General features: G+C 65.6%; 15 protein-coding genes, 1 tRNA gene and 1 pseudogene. 10 read left to right on the forward strand and 7 right to left on the reverse strand.

The genetic code is table 11. The features are described from left to right. Positions 1-2: 2 nt before the first annotated feature. On the reverse strand, positions 3-1,775 hold the full coding sequence (gene msbA, locus ABS45_RS00805; protein WP_291551840.1) for a lipid A export permease/ATP-binding protein MsbA: 1,773 nt from the start codon (positions 1,773-1,775) through the stop codon (positions 3-5). Positions 1,776-1,892: 117 nt separating this feature from the next. On the opposite strand from msbA, the gene tolB reads away from it, so the two are divergent. The 5 genes from tolB to ABS45_RS00830 all read left to right on the forward strand — a co-directional run bounded on the left by tolB (position 1,893) and on the right by ABS45_RS00830 (position 5,419). Next, positions 1,893-3,188 (forward strand): Tol-Pal system beta propeller repeat protein TolB, encoded by a 1,296-nt coding sequence (gene tolB, locus ABS45_RS00810; protein WP_291551842.1) that lies wholly within the window; start codon positions 1,893-1,895, stop codon positions 3,186-3,188. Between the two features lie 29 nt (positions 3,189-3,217). Further along, entirely contained in the window at positions 3,218-3,751 is a 534-nt protein-coding gene (gene pal, locus ABS45_RS00815) for a peptidoglycan-associated lipoprotein Pal (protein ID WP_291551845.1), read from the forward strand. 13 nt (positions 3,752-3,764) lie between these two features. Beyond that, positions 3,765-4,529 (forward strand): tol-pal system protein YbgF, encoded by a 765-nt coding sequence (ybgF, locus tag ABS45_RS00820; protein ID WP_291551847.1) that lies wholly within the window; start codon positions 3,765-3,767, stop codon positions 4,527-4,529. A gap of 68 nt (positions 4,530-4,597) precedes the next feature. Next, positions 4,598-5,323, forward strand: a complete 726-nt coding sequence (locus tag ABS45_RS00825) for a tRNA threonylcarbamoyladenosine dehydratase (protein WP_291552129.1) — start codon at positions 4,598-4,600, stop codon at positions 5,321-5,323. A gap of 20 nt (positions 5,324-5,343) precedes the next feature. After that, a tRNA-Lys gene (locus ABS45_RS00830) sits at positions 5,344-5,419 on the forward strand. Between the two features lie 416 nt (positions 5,420-5,835). Here the strand turns inward: ABS45_RS00830 and ABS45_RS00835 are convergent. The 5 genes from ABS45_RS00835 to ftsY all read right to left on the reverse strand — a co-directional run bounded on the left by ABS45_RS00835 (position 5,836) and on the right by ftsY (position 8,344). Then, positions 5,836-6,183 carry a hypothetical protein gene (locus ABS45_RS00835; RefSeq protein WP_291551849.1) on the reverse strand — a complete coding sequence of 116 codons (348 nt, stop codon included), beginning with the start codon at positions 6,181-6,183 and terminating at the stop codon, positions 5,836-5,838. Continuing rightward, complete coding sequence (locus ABS45_RS00840) at positions 6,180-6,470, reverse strand: DUF6516 family protein (protein WP_291551851.1); 291 nt, start codon at positions 6,468-6,470, stop codon at positions 6,180-6,182. The genes ABS45_RS00835 and ABS45_RS00840 overlap by 4 nt, the downstream gene beginning before the upstream one ends. A gap of 46 nt (positions 6,471-6,516) precedes the next feature. Continuing rightward, complete coding sequence (locus tag ABS45_RS00845; RefSeq protein ID WP_291551854.1) at positions 6,517-6,660, reverse strand: hypothetical protein; 144 nt, start codon at positions 6,658-6,660, stop codon at positions 6,517-6,519. 19 nt (positions 6,661-6,679) lie between these two features. Then, positions 6,680-7,090, reverse strand: a complete 411-nt coding sequence (locus ABS45_RS00850) for a hypothetical protein (protein ID WP_291551856.1) — start codon at positions 7,088-7,090, stop codon at positions 6,680-6,682. 105 nt (positions 7,091-7,195) lie between these two features. Then, positions 7,196-8,344, reverse strand: a complete 1,149-nt coding sequence (gene ftsY / locus ABS45_RS00855) for a signal recognition particle-docking protein FtsY (RefSeq protein WP_291551859.1) — start codon at positions 8,342-8,344, stop codon at positions 7,196-7,198. Between the two features lie 29 nt (positions 8,345-8,373). On the opposite strand from ftsY, the gene ABS45_RS00860 reads away from it, so the two are divergent. The 4 genes from ABS45_RS00860 (at position 8,374) to coaD (ending at position 12,375) form a co-directional block, all read left to right on the forward strand. Beyond that, positions 8,374-9,816: a pitrilysin family protein gene (locus ABS45_RS00860; RefSeq protein WP_291551862.1), complete on the forward strand. Its 1,443-nt coding sequence runs from the start codon at positions 8,374-8,376 to the stop codon at positions 9,814-9,816. A 22-nt stretch (positions 9,817-9,838) separates the two neighbouring features. Further along, complete coding sequence (locus ABS45_RS00865) at positions 9,839-11,206, forward strand: pitrilysin family protein (protein ID WP_291551863.1); 1,368 nt, start codon at positions 9,839-9,841, stop codon at positions 11,204-11,206. Next, the gene (gene rsmD, locus ABS45_RS00870; protein ID WP_291551866.1) at positions 11,203-11,790 is read left to right on the forward strand and encodes a 16S rRNA (guanine(966)-N(2))-methyltransferase RsmD; all 588 of its coding nucleotides are present in this window, start codon (positions 11,203-11,205) and stop codon (positions 11,788-11,790) included. Before ABS45_RS00865 ends, rsmD begins: the two co-directional genes overlap by 4 nt. 96 nt (positions 11,791-11,886) lie before the next feature. After that, positions 11,887-12,375: a pantetheine-phosphate adenylyltransferase gene (gene coaD, locus ABS45_RS00875; RefSeq protein ID WP_291551869.1), complete on the forward strand. Its 489-nt coding sequence runs from the start codon at positions 11,887-11,889 to the stop codon at positions 12,373-12,375. A gap of 57 nt (positions 12,376-12,432) precedes the next feature. Here the strand turns inward: coaD and ABS45_RS00880 are convergent, their stop codons facing one another. After that, positions 12,433-14,310: an FMN-binding glutamate synthase family protein gene (locus ABS45_RS00880; protein WP_291551872.1), complete on the reverse strand. Its 1,878-nt coding sequence runs from the start codon at positions 14,308-14,310 to the stop codon at positions 12,433-12,435. A 175-nt stretch (positions 14,311-14,485) separates the two neighbouring features. Between ABS45_RS00880 and ABS45_RS00885 the strand changes: the two are divergent. Next, a pseudogene (locus ABS45_RS00885) lies at positions 14,486-16,234 on the forward strand (ABC transporter ATP-binding protein/permease). Positions 16,235-16,246: the final 12 nt, after the last annotated feature.

The raw sequence follows: 16,246 nt of genomic DNA on the forward strand, positions 1-16,246 counted from the left end.
GGCTATGAATGCCCTACCGATCTGAGCCGCGCATACAGGCCGCCAGCGGCCAGCAATTCGGCGTGCGTGCCTTGCTCGGCAATGCGACCGTGCTCCATCACGATGACGCGATCGGCATGCTCTATGGTGGAGAGCCGGTGCGCGATGATCAGCGTGGTGCGCCCGTGCATCAGCCGCTGCAGCGCCTGTTGCACCAGGCGCTCTGACGTGGTATCGAGCGCCGAGGTGGCTTCGTCCAGGATCAGGATGGGCGCATCCCTGTAGAGCGCGCGCGCAATCGCCAGCCGCTGGCGTTGCCCGCCCGAGAGCTGCGTGGCGTTGTGCCCCAGCACGGTATGCATGCCTTGCGCCAGCGTGTCCACATGCTCGGCTAGGTTGGACGCCTCCAGGCTGTGTTGCACGCGCGCTTCGTCAATCGTCGTTCCCAGCGCCACATTGGCGGCAACGCTGGCATTGAACATCACCACGTCTTGGCTCACCAGCGCAAATTGCTGGCGCAGGCAGCGCAAATTCCAATCGTGCAGCGCCACGCCGTCCAGCGTGATGCTGCCGCCATCGGGCGTGATGAAGCGCGGCAACAGGTTGACCAGCGTGCTTTTGCCCGCCCCCGAGGGGCCGACCAGCGCCACCACCTCACCAGGCTTTATGGCCAGCGTGATGCCATCGAGCGCGAAACTCTGCTTGCCGGCGTAGCACACGCGCACGTCGCGCAGCTCGATCGCGCCGTGGGCTCGCCCGCTTTGGTGGCTGCCTTCGTCTTCGGGCTGTGTCTCGTCCAGCAGGCCTTGTCCGCGCTCCAGGGCGGCAACGCCACGCGTGATGGGGTTGGCGATATCGGCCAGGCGCTTGATCGGAGAAATCAGCATCAGCATGGCCGCAATGAAGGCCGCAAAGCCGCCAACGCTCACCGCTTGCGCGCCGTTGCCGCGCCCCTGCCACAACGCAATGCAGATCACGGTGGACAGCGCGGCCGCAGCCAGCAGCTGGATGGCTGGCGTCATGGCACCCGAGGCGACGGTAGATTTCATCGCCAGTTGCCGCAGGCGTTCGCTGAGCTGCTCGAACCGGCTTGCTTCCTGCGCTTGTGCACCATGCAGCCGCACCACGCGGTGCGCGAGCACGTTTTCCTCGACCACGTAGGCCAGGTCGTCGGTGGCGCCCTGGCTGGCGCGGGTGATGCGGTACAGGCGCTTGGACAGGGTCGTCATCACCCATGCCACCGTCGGCACCATGAGGGCGACGATCAGCGTCAATTGCCAGTTCAGGTAGAGCAGGTAGCCTAGCAGTGCGAGTACGGTAAAGCCGTCGCGCGATGCGCCCAACACCGCCTGTACCAGCACGGTAAAGCCGTTTTGCACCTCGTACACCACGGTGTTGGAGAGGGTGCTGGCCGATTGCCGATCGAAAATGTCCATGCGGGCGGCCAGCAACCGGTCGAACAGTGCGGCGCGCAGGCGCACCATGCCCTCGTTGGCAATGCGCGCCAGCGCGTATTTGCCGGTGAACTGGGCCACGCCCCGAATCAGGAACACGCCGATGATGGCTACAGGCACCAGCCACAGCGGCAGCGAGCCTTCCGTGAAACCCTCATCCAGCAGGGGTTTGAGCAGCGCCGGGATCAGCGGTTCGGTAGCCGCCGCGACCACGGTGGTGAGCAGTGCCACGACCCACTCCAGGCGCTGGTTGCCGAAGTAGGGGCGCAGACGTCGCAGGCGCGCGCCCAGCGCTTGAGCCGGCGGCGTCGGCGAGCTCGCAGTAGAATCGTGGTCTTGCATTGATTGCAAATTTTACGTTGGGGTGGTTGCTGAGCGGCACAGTTTGTCACATGGTTTGCTACGCTATGTGTAACATTCAACGCTTTGTCTGAAGGCTTTTACGAGTCACTATTTGTGATGATTTTTGACCCCCCTTCCCAGATCTCTTCTTCCAGGCGCCAGTGGCTGGCTGCTGCGGCGCTCGCTGCCACGACACCGGCAATGGCGCAGTTTCGCGTGGAGATCACCGGCGTCGGCCTGACCCAGATGCCCGTCGCCATCCCGCCATTGCGCGGCGAAGACGCCTCGCCGCAGAAAATTTCCCAGATCGTCCTGGCAGACTTGGAACGCAGCGGCCGCTTCATCGGCGTGGATGCATCCGGCGTCCAGCTCGATGAAACCTCCCGCCCCGATCTGTCGCAATGGCGCGAGCGCAAGGCCGATGCGCTGAGCGCGGGCAGCATCACCCAGCTGGGCGATGGTCGCTGGGACACCCGCTTTCGTCTCTGGGACGTGGTGCGCGGGCAGGATCTGAGCGGCCAGAGCTATACCGTCACCCGCGCCGACCTGCGTCTGGTGGCGCACCGCATCGCGGATTACATCTATGAAAAACTGACGGGCGAGCGCGGCATTTTCTCCACCCGCATCGCCTACGTCACCAAGGTGGGCAGCCGCTACAGCCTGTGGGTGGCCGATGCGGATGGCGAGAATGCGCAGTCGGCGCTCTCCAGCCCCGAGCCCATCATCTCGCCCGCCTGGTCGCCGTCGGGTACGCAGCTGGCTTATGTTTCGTTCGAGTCGCGCAAACCCGTCGTCTACGTGCACGACATCGCCACTGGCCGGCGGCGGCTGATCGCCAATTTCCGCGGCTCCAACAGCGCACCCGCCTGGGCGCCGGACGGGCGCACGCTGGCCGTCACGCTCAGCCGCGATGGCGGCTCGCAGCTCTACACCATCAGCAGCAGCGGGGGCGAACCCACGCGGCTGATGCAGAGCGCTGGCATCGATACCGAGCCGGTCTACTCCAGCGACGGAGTGATTTATTTTGTGAGTGATCGTGGCGGCTCGCCGCAGATCTACCGCGTCGGAGCCAGTGGCGGCAATCCCGAGCGCGTCACCTTCCAGGGCAACTACGCCATCTCGCCCGCCATCAGTCCCGATGGCCAGTGGCTGGCCTACATCGCACGCGTCAATGGTGCGTTCAAGCTGTATGTGATGGACCTCAAATCGCACACGGCAAGTGCCATCACCGATACCACCGACGACGAGAGTCCGAGCTTTGCGCCCAATGGCAAACTGATCGTCTATGCCACGCGCCAGCAGGGCAAGGAGATGCTGATGACGACGACGCTGGACGGCAAGATCAAGGCCAGGCTCGCCGGGCAGAGCGGAGACATCCGCGAGCCGGCGTGGGGGCCATTTCAGAAGCAATGATTTCTTTTTCAAACAAGTGAGAGTTCAACGTGAAAAATTTCGGGTTCAACCGCATGTCTCTGGCCCTGGTGGCAGCCGCCTTGGTGGTGGGCTGCAGCTCGGGCGTCAAGCTGAATCAGCCGCCGGTTGAAGACAAGGGGGCGGCGTCTACCAATGGCGGCAACGGCGCGAGCCAGAGCGGCGTGGCGCCGGTCGATTTGAACGCTACGCAAGGCACGGCCCAGGGGCCGGTGGACGTGGCGCGCATCATTTATTTCGACTTTGACAGCTACTCGGTCAAGCCCGAGTACCAGTCGGTGCTCGATGCCCACGCGCGCTACCTCAAGAGCCACACGGCCACGCGCGTGACGCTGGAAGGCAATACCGACGACCGCGGTGGCCGCGAATACAACCTGGCGCTGGGCCAAAAGCGCGCCGACGCGGTGCGCCGCGCACTGGGCTTGCTGGGCGTGCCTGAATCCCAGATGGAAGCCGTGAGCTTTGGCAAGGAGAAGCCGGCGGTGCAGGGTTTTTCTGAAGAAGCTTTCGCCAAAAACCGCCGCGTTGAGCTGACCTACCATTGAAAGGAGCGGGTGCATGCAGCGATTGACCTTGCGCTGGTGGCTGGCCGTTGTATGCGCATTGCTGGCGCTGGGCGCATCGGCGGCGCATGCGGCGCTGTTTGAGGATGATGAAGCGCGCCGGGCCATTCTGGAGATGCGCCAGCGCATCGATCAACTGCAACAGGGCAGTCAGCGTTCGGGCGATGATTCGGCGCAGTTGCGGCGCAGCCTGCTGGATCTGCAATCGCAAATCGAATCGCTGCGCGGTGATATCGCCGACCTGCGCGGCCAGAACGAAAAGTTGCGCCGCGATGTGACCGACCTGCAGCAGCGTCAGAAGGATGTCGCCAAGAGCGTTGACGACCGACTGCGCAAGTTCGAGCCCGAAACCGTCCAGGTCGATGGCCGCGAATTCAAGGCGGAACCCGCGGAGAAGAGCGACTACGAAGCGGCTCTGGCGGTTTTCCGCACCGGAAAATTCCCCGATGCAGTAACGGCATTCCAGAGTTTCGTTGGCAAGTACCCGCAGTCCGGCTATCTGCCCTCTGCGCGGTTCTGGCTGGGCAACGCGCAATATGCCACGCGTGCCTATCAGGCAGCCATCGACAATTTCAAGGCACTGCTGGCCAGCGCGCCTGACCATGCACGCGCTCCGGAAGCGGCGCTGTCCATCGCCAATTGCCAAGTCGAACTCAAGGATGCCAAGGGCGCGCGCAAGACGCTGGAAGACCTGATCCGGGTCTATCCGCAGTCCGAGGCGGCCACTGCCGCGAAAGAGCGGCTGTCACGCCTGAAGTGACGTCATCGGCTTGCGCGTCCGACGCTGATCTTGCCCGGCGTTTTGCCGGGCTGCAGCGTCTGTACGGCATGACCGGCGCAGCCCGCATCCGCGATGCGCATGTCGCGGTGGTGGGTGTCGGAGGTGTCGGCTCGTGGGTGGCGGAAGCACTCGTTCGCAGCGGAGTCGGGCAGCTGACGCTGATCGACTTGGACCAGGTTGCCGAGTCCAACATCAATCGCCAAGTGCATGCGCTGTCCATCACGCTGGGGCAGGCCAAGGTGGACGCCATGGCCGAGCGCATCGCGTTGATCCATCCCGGATGCGTCGTGCAGTGCGTGGAAGAGTTCGTCGAACCTGAGAACTGGCCGCACGTGCTGCCAGCGCCGGTGGATGCGGTCATCGATGCGTGCGACCAAGTGCAAGCCAAGACGGCCATGGCGGCCTGGGCGCTGCAAACCTCTGCGCTCTTCATCACGGTGGGTGCTGCCGGCGGCAAACAGCAGGCCGAGCGCGTGGAAGTTGCCGATCTTGCCGCTGCAACGCACGATCCGCTGCTGGCGAAGCTGCGCTACGCCCTGCGCCGCCGCCACGGTGCGGCGCGTGATGGTCGCCCGCTTGGCGTCCCCTGCGTCTTCAGCCGTGAGAGCGTGGCGCCGCCAGATGCCTCGTGCACGGTGGCGGCGCCCGATGGCACGCTCAATTGCCACGGCTATGGCTCCAGCGTTGCAGTGACGGCCACGTTCGGCATGTGCGCCGCAGGCTGGGCGATGCGCGCGCTGGCAACCAAGAAAGAGCCGAAAAGCCATTTATAATTGCAGGCTTGGTTGAATTTGGGTCGTTAGCTCAGTCGGTAGAGCAGCGGACTTTTAATCCGTTGGTCGCGCGTTCGAGTCGCGCACGACCCACCAAAGCAGCAAAGGAAACCCAGCTCTTCAAACGATAGCTGGGTTTTTTCTTGGTGACGCTTTGGGGCTTGATGCTCCCCTTCCTCAAGCCCCGCCGCTCACCAGCTCCACCGACTTGAATTTCCCCAACCTCAAAGCATCCAACCTCGCCCGCATCCGCCCCAGTATGTCGCCCATGGCGGATATGGACGCCAGCACATGGGCATCATGCTTTGCCTGTAGCCGCGCTCGAACGCGCGCCGGTGCATGCCTTTGGGCTTGATCCCGTTTCTTCGCTCCTTTCCAGCATTGCTGGTCATGAGCTAAGAAGTCCATTCTTCAAGGGCAACCTCAGTCGACGACTTCCACCAAGCTCAGGAAGCTGATGCGCACAAAGAACCCGCCATGCAGGCGGGCGTCGTTTTCGTTGGTGAAGAGGATCAAGCCAGTGAAACCGTAGCCTGCACCTGCTCCCACGGCGCGGTCAGCTTGCGGCCATCGCGCACCAGCAGTCCGGCGGCCTCCAAGGTGGCAACATCGCCATGCACGTTCTTGTAGTCACGCCCCAGCGCTTGAGCGAGTTCTCGCACATTGCCCACGGCCTGCCGGTGAACATGACGCAGCAGTTCCAAACGCTTGGGCGTCAAGGTTTCCAACATGGTTTGTGCGTCCAGGAATGTGACGTGGGTTTCATCGACTTGCTCGCCAACTGCTGCGCGATTCCAGGCGCCAGCAAAGCGCCCACCCATATCCGCCAAGGTGCCCACGTGTGCTTGAACTTTGTTCATGATGTACCTCCATTGGCCTGCTGTACGTCAGCCAGAAAATCAGCCACCAACTGCTCCACGCTGGTGAAGTGGTAGGGCTGTTCCACTGCGCCGACATGCTTGTGGTCGCCCTTGCCGCGCTCGTTGTCGTAGCCCACGATGCGCCGCCCATCACGGCCATAGAACAGGCGGTACTTCAGCCGATGCGGGCGTTCGGGCGATGGTGCAGGCAACTGCCATATGACCATTTCCACAATGGCTCCGTCGGGCAACAGCGCCTTGTCGTAGAAGATGCGCCGTGCTTTCATATGGTGTATGAAACCATAAATTCAATGATGGTGTCAATGACCATATTCAAGCGCTTTTGATATGCACCACATTGGCGCTTTGCTCTTGCAGCAGGCGCAGCAGCAGCGCCAGAGACTCGCGCTTTTCATCCATGTAGTCGTGCCCGTCGTAGTGCCGCGCCTGCGCCCCGGCAATGCCATGGGACTGCAAGAGCCGTGCGCCTTGGCGTTCACACCAGCATATCCAGCTGCATTGCGGTCACCGGCATGCCGTCGTTCAGAAGGTAGCTCGGCGTGGTGCTGTTCTCGCCGGCGAAATTGTCGTAGTCGTAGGCGGTGGCCAGCGATTCGAGCCCCAGGCCATCGCCAAACGGCACGCCGAAGCGATTGGGCTGAAGCCAAGACGTGTCGCTCAGCAGTGGCGATGGTGTGGTGATCGCCTGCAAAACCCAGTCTCGCATCAAGGCCATGAGCCCCGGGTCTTCCTGAAGGGCGGCGCTACCGGGGGTAGAGACTGGTGTCAGGTCGTTGACGAAAGCACGGAGCGCGGCAGTCTCCAGCAAGGCATCGTCCGAGGGCAGCGGCTGCGTCATCGGGCGGATAGATTGCATCCAGGGCGATGAAACGGCGTCTATGGACATGATGGACTCCTTGAGCGCTCACGCCAGTGAGATGGTGTCACCGTGCGATGGGTTGCTGTGCGTTTGCAACCAATTGTCTCGCTCTGCTCGCGGGGGGGCACGACTTCAGGCCAGCAGTGCCTGCGCAAACTCGCGTGCGCTGAAGGTTTCCAGGTCTTGCACTTTTTCCCCCACGCCGATGAAGTAGACCGGCACCGGGCGCTCCTGCGCAATGGCAGCGAGCACGCCGCCCTTGGCCGTGCCGTCGAGCTTGGTGACGATGAGGCCGGTCAGCTGCAGCGCATCGTCGAAGGCCTTGACCTGCGCGAGCGCGTTCTGGCCGGTGTTGCCGTCGATCACCAGCAGCACCTCATGCGGCGCGCTGGCGTCGGCCTTGGTGATCACGCGCTTGATCTTTTGCAGCTCTTGCATCAGGTGCAGCTGGGTCGGCAGACGGCCGGCGGTGTCGACGAGCACCACGTCCTTGCCGCGGGCCTTGCCGGCGCTCACGGCGTCAAAGCTGACGGCGGCCGGATCGCCCCCTTCCTGGCTGACGATTTCCACGGTGTTGCGCGTGGCCCAGACGCCGAGTTGTTCGCGCGCCGCGGCGCGGAAGGTGTCGGCGGCGGCGAGCAGCACGCTTTCGCCATGGTCGGCCAGGTGCTTGGTGAGCTTGCCGATGGAGGTGGTTTTGCCGGCGCCGTTGACGCCCGCCACCATGATCACGGTGGGCTGGTGGGCGCCTATGGCCAGGGATTTTTCCAGCGGAGCGAGCAGCTCGGCCAGGCAGTCGGCCAGCAGCACCTTGACCGCCGCGGGATCGGTTGCCTTGGCGTCCTTGACGCGGCGTTTGAGTGCTTCAAGCAGGTGTTGCGTCGCCTTGACGCCGGTATCGGCCATCAGCAGCGCGTCTTCCAGCTCTTCGTAGAGCGCATCATCGATGCGTGTGCCGGTGAATACGCTGGTGATGCTGCTGCCGGTCTTGCGCAAGCCCGCGGAGAGGCGGGCGAGCCAGCTTTTGCGCTCTGGCGCCGGAGCTGGTGCGGGAGCTGGCGCAAGCGCGGGAGCAGGTTCAGGCGCAGCTACGGGTTCGGGCGCGGGGGGTGCGGTGGCAGCGGGGCCTTCGGTGGTGGCTGAAGGCGGTTGCGGCGCAGGTGGCGCGATGGTGGGTAGAGCGGGTGTCTCGGCTGGCGCTGCCGGCTCCGCTACGGGGGCATCCGGTGCCTCGGGAGGCGGCGCGGCCGGGGAAGTCTTTTTTCTGAAGAAGCTGAACATTGCGAAGTTTCTAGAATCGCAGCCATTCTATGAAACACACCCTTCTTTTATGCGCGGTGCTGCTGGCCGGCTGCAGCACAACCGCGCCGCCGCAGTCTGCGGCACCTGCTGGTGGCGTGCAAGCGCTGGTTGCCACCGCGTCCGGGGCGCAGGAATTTCGCCTCGCCAATGGCATGACGCTCATCGTGCAGCCGGACCACCGCGCGCCGACGGCGATCCAGATGCTCTGGGTGCGCACCGGCAGCATGGACGAGGTCAATGGCACGACGGGCGTGGCGCATGTGGTGGAGCACATGATGTTCAAGGGCTCGGCCAAGCTCGCGCCTGGTGAGTTTTCACGCCGCGTGGCGCAGTTGGGCGGGCAGGAGAACGCCTTCACCACGCGCGACTACACCGGCTATTACCAGCAGATTCCGGCCGGCCGCCTCAAGAATGTGATGCAGCTGGAGGCAGACCGCTTCGCGCACAACCAGTGGCCCGATGAGGAGTTCCGCAAGGAGATCGAAGTCATCAAGGAAGAGCGGCGCATGCGCACCGACGATCAGCCGCGCGCCGCGCTGATGGAGCAGCTCAATGCCGCCACGTTCATGGCCTCGCCCTACCACCATCCGGTCATTGGCTGGATGAACGATCTGGACCATCTGCAGCCCGACGATGTGCGGCATTTTTATCGCACCTGGTACACGCCCGCCAATGCCGCGCTGGTGATTGCCGGTGATGTCGATCCGCAGCAGGTGCGCGCCTGGGCCGAAGAGATTTATGGCCGGCTGCCGGTGCAGGCGCTGCCGCAGCGCAAGCCGCAGCTGGAGCCGGAGCAAAAAGGCATGCGGCGCATCAGTTTCAAGGCGCCCGCGGAGCAGGCGTATGTGGCGCTGGCCTTTCACATCCCGGCGATGCGCCAGTTGCAGGAGCTTGCCGCCAGCGACAAGGATGCGCTCTCGCTGCTGGTGCTCTCGGCGGTGCTCAGCGGTTACGACGGCGCGCGGCTCGACCGCGCGCTGACCCAGGGGCCTGACCGCGTGGCCGACAGCACCAGTGCCTGGGCCTCGGTGTTCGGGCGCGGGCCTGCGGTGTTCATGCTGAGCGGTGTGCCGGCGCAGGGCAAGAGCGCGGCCGATGTGGAATCCGCTTTGCGCGCCGAAGTGGCGCGGGTGGCCAGGGAGGGCGTCAGCAGCGCCGAGCTCTCGCGTGTGAAGGCGCAATGGGCGGCATCGACGATTTACGCCCGCGATTCCCTGCGCGGCCAGGCAAGCGACCTGGGCAGCAACTGGATCCAGGGCCTGCCGCTGGATGCGGACGATCGCCTGCTGGCGCTGTTGCAGAACGTCACACCGGCAGAGGTGCAATCGGTCGCCGCGCGCTATTTCGGCGATGACCAGCTCACCGTCGGCACCCTGGTGCCCCAGCCGGTCGCCGCGGGTGCCAAGGTGCGCCCGGCGGCACCAGGCGGCGCCGCAGGCGCGATTCGGTAAACGGCGGGAGCGGGAGCAGGGCATGGTAAAAATCATCAAAAAGATAGCTTGCAGCGCTCTATTGACGGGCGCTGCAGGCATTTTTTATATGCAGAGTGCGTTTGCATTGCTGCCGATAGAGCACTGGACGCAGCCCAGTGGCGCCGAGGTCTGGCTGGTGCGGAGTCCGGCAATTCCCATGGTGGATGTGCAGGTGGATTTCGATGCCGGCAGCCGCCGCGACCCGGCCGCGCAGGCGGGACTGGCCAGCGCGGCGGCGCTGATGAGCGCCAAGGGCGTGCAGGCGGAAGGTGGCATGCCGGCGCTCGATGAGAACCAGCTCGGCGAAGCCTGGGCCGACCTGGGCGCCAGCCTGGACGCCGGCGCCGGGCGCGATGCGCTGAGCTTCTCGCTGCGCTCGCTCACCAAGCCTGAGCTGCTCGATCGCGCGGTGCAGTTGGCGGCCCGCCAGATCGCCCAGCCCAGCTACCCGCAGGCGGTGTGGCAGCGCGAGCGCGCACGCTGGCAGGCGGCGATTGCCGAAGCGGACACCAAGCCCGGCACCGTGGCCGGCAAGGCCTTCGCCAAGGCGGTGTACGGCAGCCATCCCTATGGCCAGCAGACCACGGCGCAGACGCTGAACGCCATAGAGACCGCTGATCTGCGCGCCTGGCACACACGCTATCTGCAGCGTTGCCGCGCGCGCGTGGCAGTGGTGGGGGCGGTGAGCCGCGCGCAGGCGCAAGGCTTGGTCGATGGCCTGCTGGCGCGGCTGCCGGCCGGTGATGCGCAGCGTTGCGCGGCACCGCCGGCACTGCCGCCGCTGCAACCGCTGAGCAAGGCGCAGGAGCTCGATATTCCCTTCCAGTCGGCGCAGGCGCATGTGCTCATCGGCCAGCCCGGCTTTGTGCGCAGCGATCCGGATTTCCTCGCCCTGCTGGTGGGTGACCATATCCTGGGCGGTGGCGGTTTTGCCTCGCTGCTCACGGAAGAGGTGCGCGAGAAGCGCGGGCTTTCTTACAGCGTTTTCAGCGAGTTCACGCCGGGTTTGTCGGCAGGGGCCTTCGTTGCCGGTTTGCAGACGCGGCCGGACCAGGCGGCCGAGGCGATTCAGGTCACGCGCGCCGTGATTGCCGACTTTGTCAAGAACGGCCCAACCGAGGCCCAGTTGCGCGCGGCCAAGGACAACCTGATCGGCGGCTTTGCGCTGCGCATCGACAGCAACCGCAAGCTGCTGGGCAACGTCGTCAACATCGCGCGCAATGGGCTGCCGCTGGATTACCTGGAACACTGGACGGACCGCGTGGAGGCGCTCACCGTGGCTGACGTGAAGGCGGCGATGCAGCGCAAGCTCCAACCCGATCGCATGGTGACCGTGGTCGTGGGCGCCAAGCCGGCGGGCAAACCGTGAGCAAGAGCGCTGCCCGCCCCGCGGGTGAGGTGCGCATCATCGGCGGGCAATGGAAGCGCACCCGCCTGCCGGTGGCGGACCGCCCGGGTCTGCGCCCCACGCCCGACCGGGTGCGCGAGACGCTGTTCAACTGGCTCGGGCAGGACTTGACCGGCTGGCGCGTGTTCGATGCGTTCGCCGGAACCGGCGCCCTGGGGCTGGAAGCGGCCTCGCGCGGCGCGACGCAGGTGCTGCTGGTGGAGCACGACGGGGTTTTGGTGCAGGGCATTGCGCGGCTGGCGCAGAAGCTGCAGGCCAGCCAGGTGCAGGTGCGCCGCGGCGATGGCGTGGCGCAGTTGGCGCAGTGCGCGGGGCAGAGCCAGGACCTCGTGCTGCTCGATCCGCCGTTTGACGCGGCGGCGCTGTTCGTGCCCGCGCTGCAGGCCGCGGCCCGGGCGGTTGCTCCGCATGGCTGGATTTACCTGGAAGCGCCCAGGCACTGGGAAGCGACAGCACTGGCACCGCTGGGCCTGGCGTGCCAGCGCTACCTCAAGGCCGGTGCGGCGCATGCCCATCTGCTGCAGCGCTTGCCGGTGCACTCCTGAAAGTGAAGCTGATGGCGCTTGCCAGCCGTGCGCTGGAGGCCTGTTTGATTCAAATCGCAGGATAATGGCGGCCGACCCGCCGCTGGAGCCTGCCCCATGTCCGCCACGATAGCCGTCTTTCCCGGAACCTTCGACCCCATCACCTTGGGGCATGAAGACATGCTGCGCCGAGCGGCGGCGCTGTTTGGCACGGTGATCGTCGCCGTGGCCATGGCGCACCACAAGAAGACGCTGTTCACGCTCGATGAGCGGCTGCAGCTGGCGCGCGATGCGCTGGCGGACCGGCCCAACGTGCAGGTGCAGGCCTTTGACGGCCTGGTGACCGAGTTTGCCGTGGCGCATGGCGCGCGGGTGATGGTGCGTGGCCTGCGCTCGGGCACCGACCTGGATTACGAATACCAGCTCGCCGGCATGAACCGCCATCTGCGGCCCGAGGTCGATACCGTCTTCCTCACGCCCGATGCGCGCTGGCAATCCATCAGCAGTACCTTGGTGCGCGAAATTGCGCAACTCGGCGGCAAGGTGGATGGCCTGGTCAGCAGCACGGTGCTGCCGCGCCTGCTGGCCAAGGTGGGCCGGGCGTAGTCAATTTTTTGATAGCTGCAGACGCTTTCCCACCAAGAGCTGGAGCCGTTTTTCCTTCTAGTTCGGCCCTGCGGATTCCGTCCATTCCTCGGGTACTTGCGAGGCTGATGCGCCGGTTGGCCGGGCGCGCGCCTGTTCGGGCACGATGGCGCTGAGCGGCGCCGGGTGCGGCGCGTGCCTGCGCGTGAGCGCTTCGGCGATTTGCACCGCCGAGGCAGGGCGCCCGGCCACCGTGGGGCGCAGGATGTCCGGGTCACTCTGCAGCTCTTGCGGCGTGGGAACATGCGGCGCGAAGCTGTGCGCGTCGGCCAGCGGCCAGTACAGGCGGTAGGTGTTGTGCTGGTGCGCCAGGTCGTCGAGGATGGCGCGCCGCTCCATCGTCGGCATCAGCGCCGAGAGCAGGCGGATGCGCGCGCTGTCCAGGCGCCGCACGATGTGGTGGGTGCTGAGCTGGTCGGGGTGCATCAGGCCGGCGGCCTGCAGCAGCTCTTTCAGCGCATGCAGCGTGTTGGCGTGGTACTGGGCCACGCGCGGCGCCTTGTTGGAGACGACGAGGGCTTTTTCACGCACCGGGTCCTGCGTGGTGATGCCGGTGGGGCAAAAGCCGGTGTGGCAGACCTGCGCCTGGATGCAACCCAGTGCCATCATGAAGCCGCGCCCGGAGTTGCACCAGTCGGCGCCCAGCGCGAACATGCGCGCCAGATCAAACGAGGTGATGACCTTGCCCGCGGCGCCGATCTTGATGCGCTCGCGCAGCCCCACGCCGATCAGCGTGTTGTGCACCAGGTGCAGGCCTTCCTGCACCGGCGCGCCCATGTGGTCGGCGAACTCGATCGGCGCCGCGCCGGTGCCGCCCTCGGCCCCGTCGACGACGATGTAGTCGGGCGTGATGTCGGTCTCCAGCATCGCCTTGACGATGCCGAACCACTCCCAGATATGGCCTATGCACAGCTTGAAACCGACCGGCTTGCCGCCCGAGAGCTCGCGCAGGCGGGCGATGAAGTGCATCATTTCCACCGGCGTGGAGAAGGCGCTGTGCGAAGACGGCGAGACACAATCCTCGCCCTCGGGCACGCCGCGCGCGGCGGCGATTTCGGTCGTCACCTTGGCGCCGGGCAGGATGCCGCCATGCCCGGGCTTGGCGCCCTGGCTCAGCTTGATCTCGATCATCCGCACCTGCGAGCTGGTCGCCTGATCGGCGAAGCGCTCGGGGTTGAAGCTGCCGTCCGGGTTGCGGCAGCCAAAGTAGCCTGAGCCTATTTCCCAGATCAGATCGCCGCCGTTCTGGCGGTGGTAGCGGCTGATGCCACCCTCACCGGTGTCGTGCGCGAAGTCGCCCATCTTCGCGCCCAGGTTCAGTGCCAGGATGGCGTTGGCCGACAGCGCGCCGAAGCTCATCGCCGAGATGTTGAACACGCTGGCGTTGTAGGGCTGGGTGCAGGGGGAGACGCCGGCGCGCGGCTGGCCCGGCTGGCCGCCGATCCAGATGCGGAAGTCGTGCGAGTCGATCTTGGTGGTCTGCAGCGAATGGTTGATCCACTCATAGCCCTTGGCGCCCACATCCAGCTTGGTGCCGAAGGGCCGCACGTCGGGCACGCCCTTGGCGCGCTGGTAGACCACGGTGCGCTGTGCGCGGGTGAAGGGCTCGCCCTTGTCGATGTCGCCCTCGATGAAGTACTGGCGGATTTCTGGGCGAATGAACTCCAGGAAAAAGCGCATGTGCCCGAGGATAGGGTAATTGCGCAGCACCGCATGGCGCGTCTGGCGCAGGTCGTAGAGGCCGACGACGATCAGTGCGCACGCCAGCGCGAACACGCCGAGCGGCCAGGCGCCCGGGCGCATGGCCATCCAGGGCAGGCTGACGACGGCCGCCAGCACGCACAGCGCGAAGGTGGTGTAGCGCACATGCGTGGCCACGAAGTGGGGATGGGACATTGCCGGAGCTTCCAAAGCCGTGATGAGCCATGCTAGCCCACTGCGCCAATTTTGGGCACCGGGTTTTCAGCCATGCACCGCCGCGCCGCCGGCGAAGGCGCAGGTACAGGCGGGCGGTTTAAGCCCTGCTTCAGCCAGCGCCCCCACAGTGGGCCCAACCATTGGGCACGATGCGATGAACCTCCTGGCACGCCTGCGCCGCGCGTTGAATCTGGCACCCCAGGCCTGGGCACTGGCCGCACCCTATTTCCGCTCCGAGCGCCGCTGGATCGCTGGCGGCCTGCTGCTCGCCATCGTGGCGCTCAACCTGGCGGCGGTGTACATGCTGGTGCAGATCAACAGCTGGAACCGGCTGTTCTACGACGCCTTGCAGCAGCGCAACACCAGCGTTTTCTGGCAGCAGCTCGGCCACTTTGCCTGGCTGGCCCTGGGCTATGTGGTGATTGCGGTGTACCGTTTCTACCTCACGCAGCGCCTCACGATCGACGGGCGGCGCTGGCTGGCGGGCAAGGCCTTCTATCGGCTGGAGCTGGTGCGCTTTCGGGACGGCGAGCAAGGCGCCGCAGCCCTGCCCGACAACCCGGATCAGCGCATCCAGGAGGATTTGAACCTGTTCACCGGCGCCAGCGTCGGCCTGTCCATGGGCCTGCTCAACGCCGTGGTGACGCTGGCGAGCTTTGTCGGCATTCTCTGGGGCTTGAGTGCCAGCGTCGGCCTGCCGCTGCCCACCGCCTTGGGCGGGCCGCGCGCATTTCCGGGCTTCATGGTCTGGATGGCGCTGTTGTACTGCGTGGCCGGCAGCGCCATTACTTTCTGGGTCGAGCGACCGCAAATGCGTCTGAACTACCGTCAGCAACGCCTGGAGGCCGATTTCCGCCACCGCATGGTGCGTGTGCGAGAGCACAGCGAGGCGATTGCACTCGATGGCGGCGAGGGCGTGGAGCAGCACCAGCTCGGCGGGCGCCTCACGGATGTGCTGGCCAACTACCTCAAGCTCGTCAAGGCGCAGAAAAACCTGGTGTGATTTACCAGTTTCTTTGGCCAGGCGGCCGTGGTGTTTCCTTTCATCATTGCCGCGCCGCGCTTCTTGAGTGGTGCCATTCAGCTGGGCGAACTGATGCAGATCGCCTCGGCGTTCGACCGCGTGCAGGGTTCACTGTCGTGGCTCGTGGACAACTATGCCGATCTCGCTGCCTGGCGCGCCACCACCGAACGCCTGAGCGGTTTCGAGGCCAGTCTGGCGGACCCATCCGGCGCTGTCGGCCTGCAGCCCGAACCGGCCGCAAGGCTCTCGGCGCGCGATCTCAGCGTGGCGTTGCCCGATGGCAGGCCGCTGCTCACCCGGGCGACGCTGTCGGTCACGGTCGGCCAGACGGTGCTCATCAGCGGCCCCTCCGGGGCGGGCAAATCCACGCTCTTGCGCGCGCTGGCGGGCATCTGGCCCTGGGCACAGGGCAGCGTGCACCTGCCGCGGGACGCCATGTTCATCCCGCAAAAGCCCTATTTCCCCGACGGCCCGCTGCGTGATGCGCTGGCCTACCCGGAGCGCGCCAGCCGCTACGGTGAGGCCGAGCTGCGCCGCGCCCTGTTCGAAGCCGAACTGCCGGCGCTGTGCCAGCGCCTGGACGAGGCCGGCGCCTGGAACGCCCGGCTTTCGGGTGGCGAGCAGCAGCGCCTGGCGATTGCGCGTGTGCTGCTCAAGCGCCCGGCCTGGGTCTTTGCCGACGAGGCCACGAGCGCCCTGGACAGTCGCACCGAAGACCTGCTGTACCAGCGGCTGCGCGACATAGTGCGCGGGCGTGGCGCGCTCGTCTCGATAGCGCACAAGTCCAGCCTGGAAAGATTCCACGCGACGCGCTGGCGCCTCGATCCGCAGCAGGCACAGATACGCGCTGAATCGATGGAAGCGGCCACTGCCGCGTGATGGGTGTGAGCG

This window comes from Comamonas sp. SCN 65-56 (genome assembly GCF_001724135.1).
Classification (GTDB): Bacteria; Pseudomonadota; Gammaproteobacteria; order Burkholderiales; family Burkholderiaceae_C; genus Comamonas_C.

Excerpts from the sequence above, each read along its gene's own strand:
- ABS45_RS00835 (WP_291551849.1), bottom strand. The coding sequence starts at position 6,183 with ATGAACAAAGTTCAAGCACACGTGGGCACCTTGGCGGATATGGGTGGG.
- ABS45_RS00880 (WP_291551872.1), bottom strand. The coding sequence starts at position 14,310 with ATGTCCCATCCCCACTTCGTGGCCACGCATGTGCGCTACACCACCTTC.
- tolB (WP_291551842.1), top strand. The coding sequence starts at position 1,893 with ATGATTTTTGACCCCCCTTCCCAGATCTCTTCTTCCAGGCGCCAGTGG.
- ABS45_RS00850 (WP_291551856.1), bottom strand. The coding sequence starts at position 7,090 with ATGTCCATAGACGCCGTTTCATCGCCCTGGATGCAATCTATCCGCCCG.
- ABS45_RS00860 (WP_291551862.1), top strand. The coding sequence starts at position 8,374 with ATGAAACACACCCTTCTTTTATGCGCGGTGCTGCTGGCCGGCTGCAGC.
- ftsY (WP_291551859.1), bottom strand. The coding sequence starts at position 8,344 with ATGTTCAGCTTCTTCAGAAAAAAGACTTCCCCGGCCGCGCCGCCTCCC.
- coaD (WP_291551869.1), top strand. The coding sequence starts at position 11,887 with ATGTCCGCCACGATAGCCGTCTTTCCCGGAACCTTCGACCCCATCACC.
- ybgF (WP_291551847.1), top strand. The coding sequence starts at position 3,765 with ATGCAGCGATTGACCTTGCGCTGGTGGCTGGCCGTTGTATGCGCATTG.
- ABS45_RS00865 (WP_291551863.1), top strand. The coding sequence starts at position 9,839 with ATGGTAAAAATCATCAAAAAGATAGCTTGCAGCGCTCTATTGACGGGC.
- ABS45_RS00840 (WP_291551851.1), bottom strand. The coding sequence starts at position 6,470 with ATGAAAGCACGGCGCATCTTCTACGACAAGGCGCTGTTGCCCGACGGA.
- msbA (WP_291551840.1), bottom strand. The coding sequence starts at position 1,775 with ATGCAAGACCACGATTCTACTGCGAGCTCGCCGACGCCGCCGGCTCAA.
- ABS45_RS00825 (WP_291552129.1), top strand. The coding sequence starts at position 4,598 with ATGACCGGCGCAGCCCGCATCCGCGATGCGCATGTCGCGGTGGTGGGT.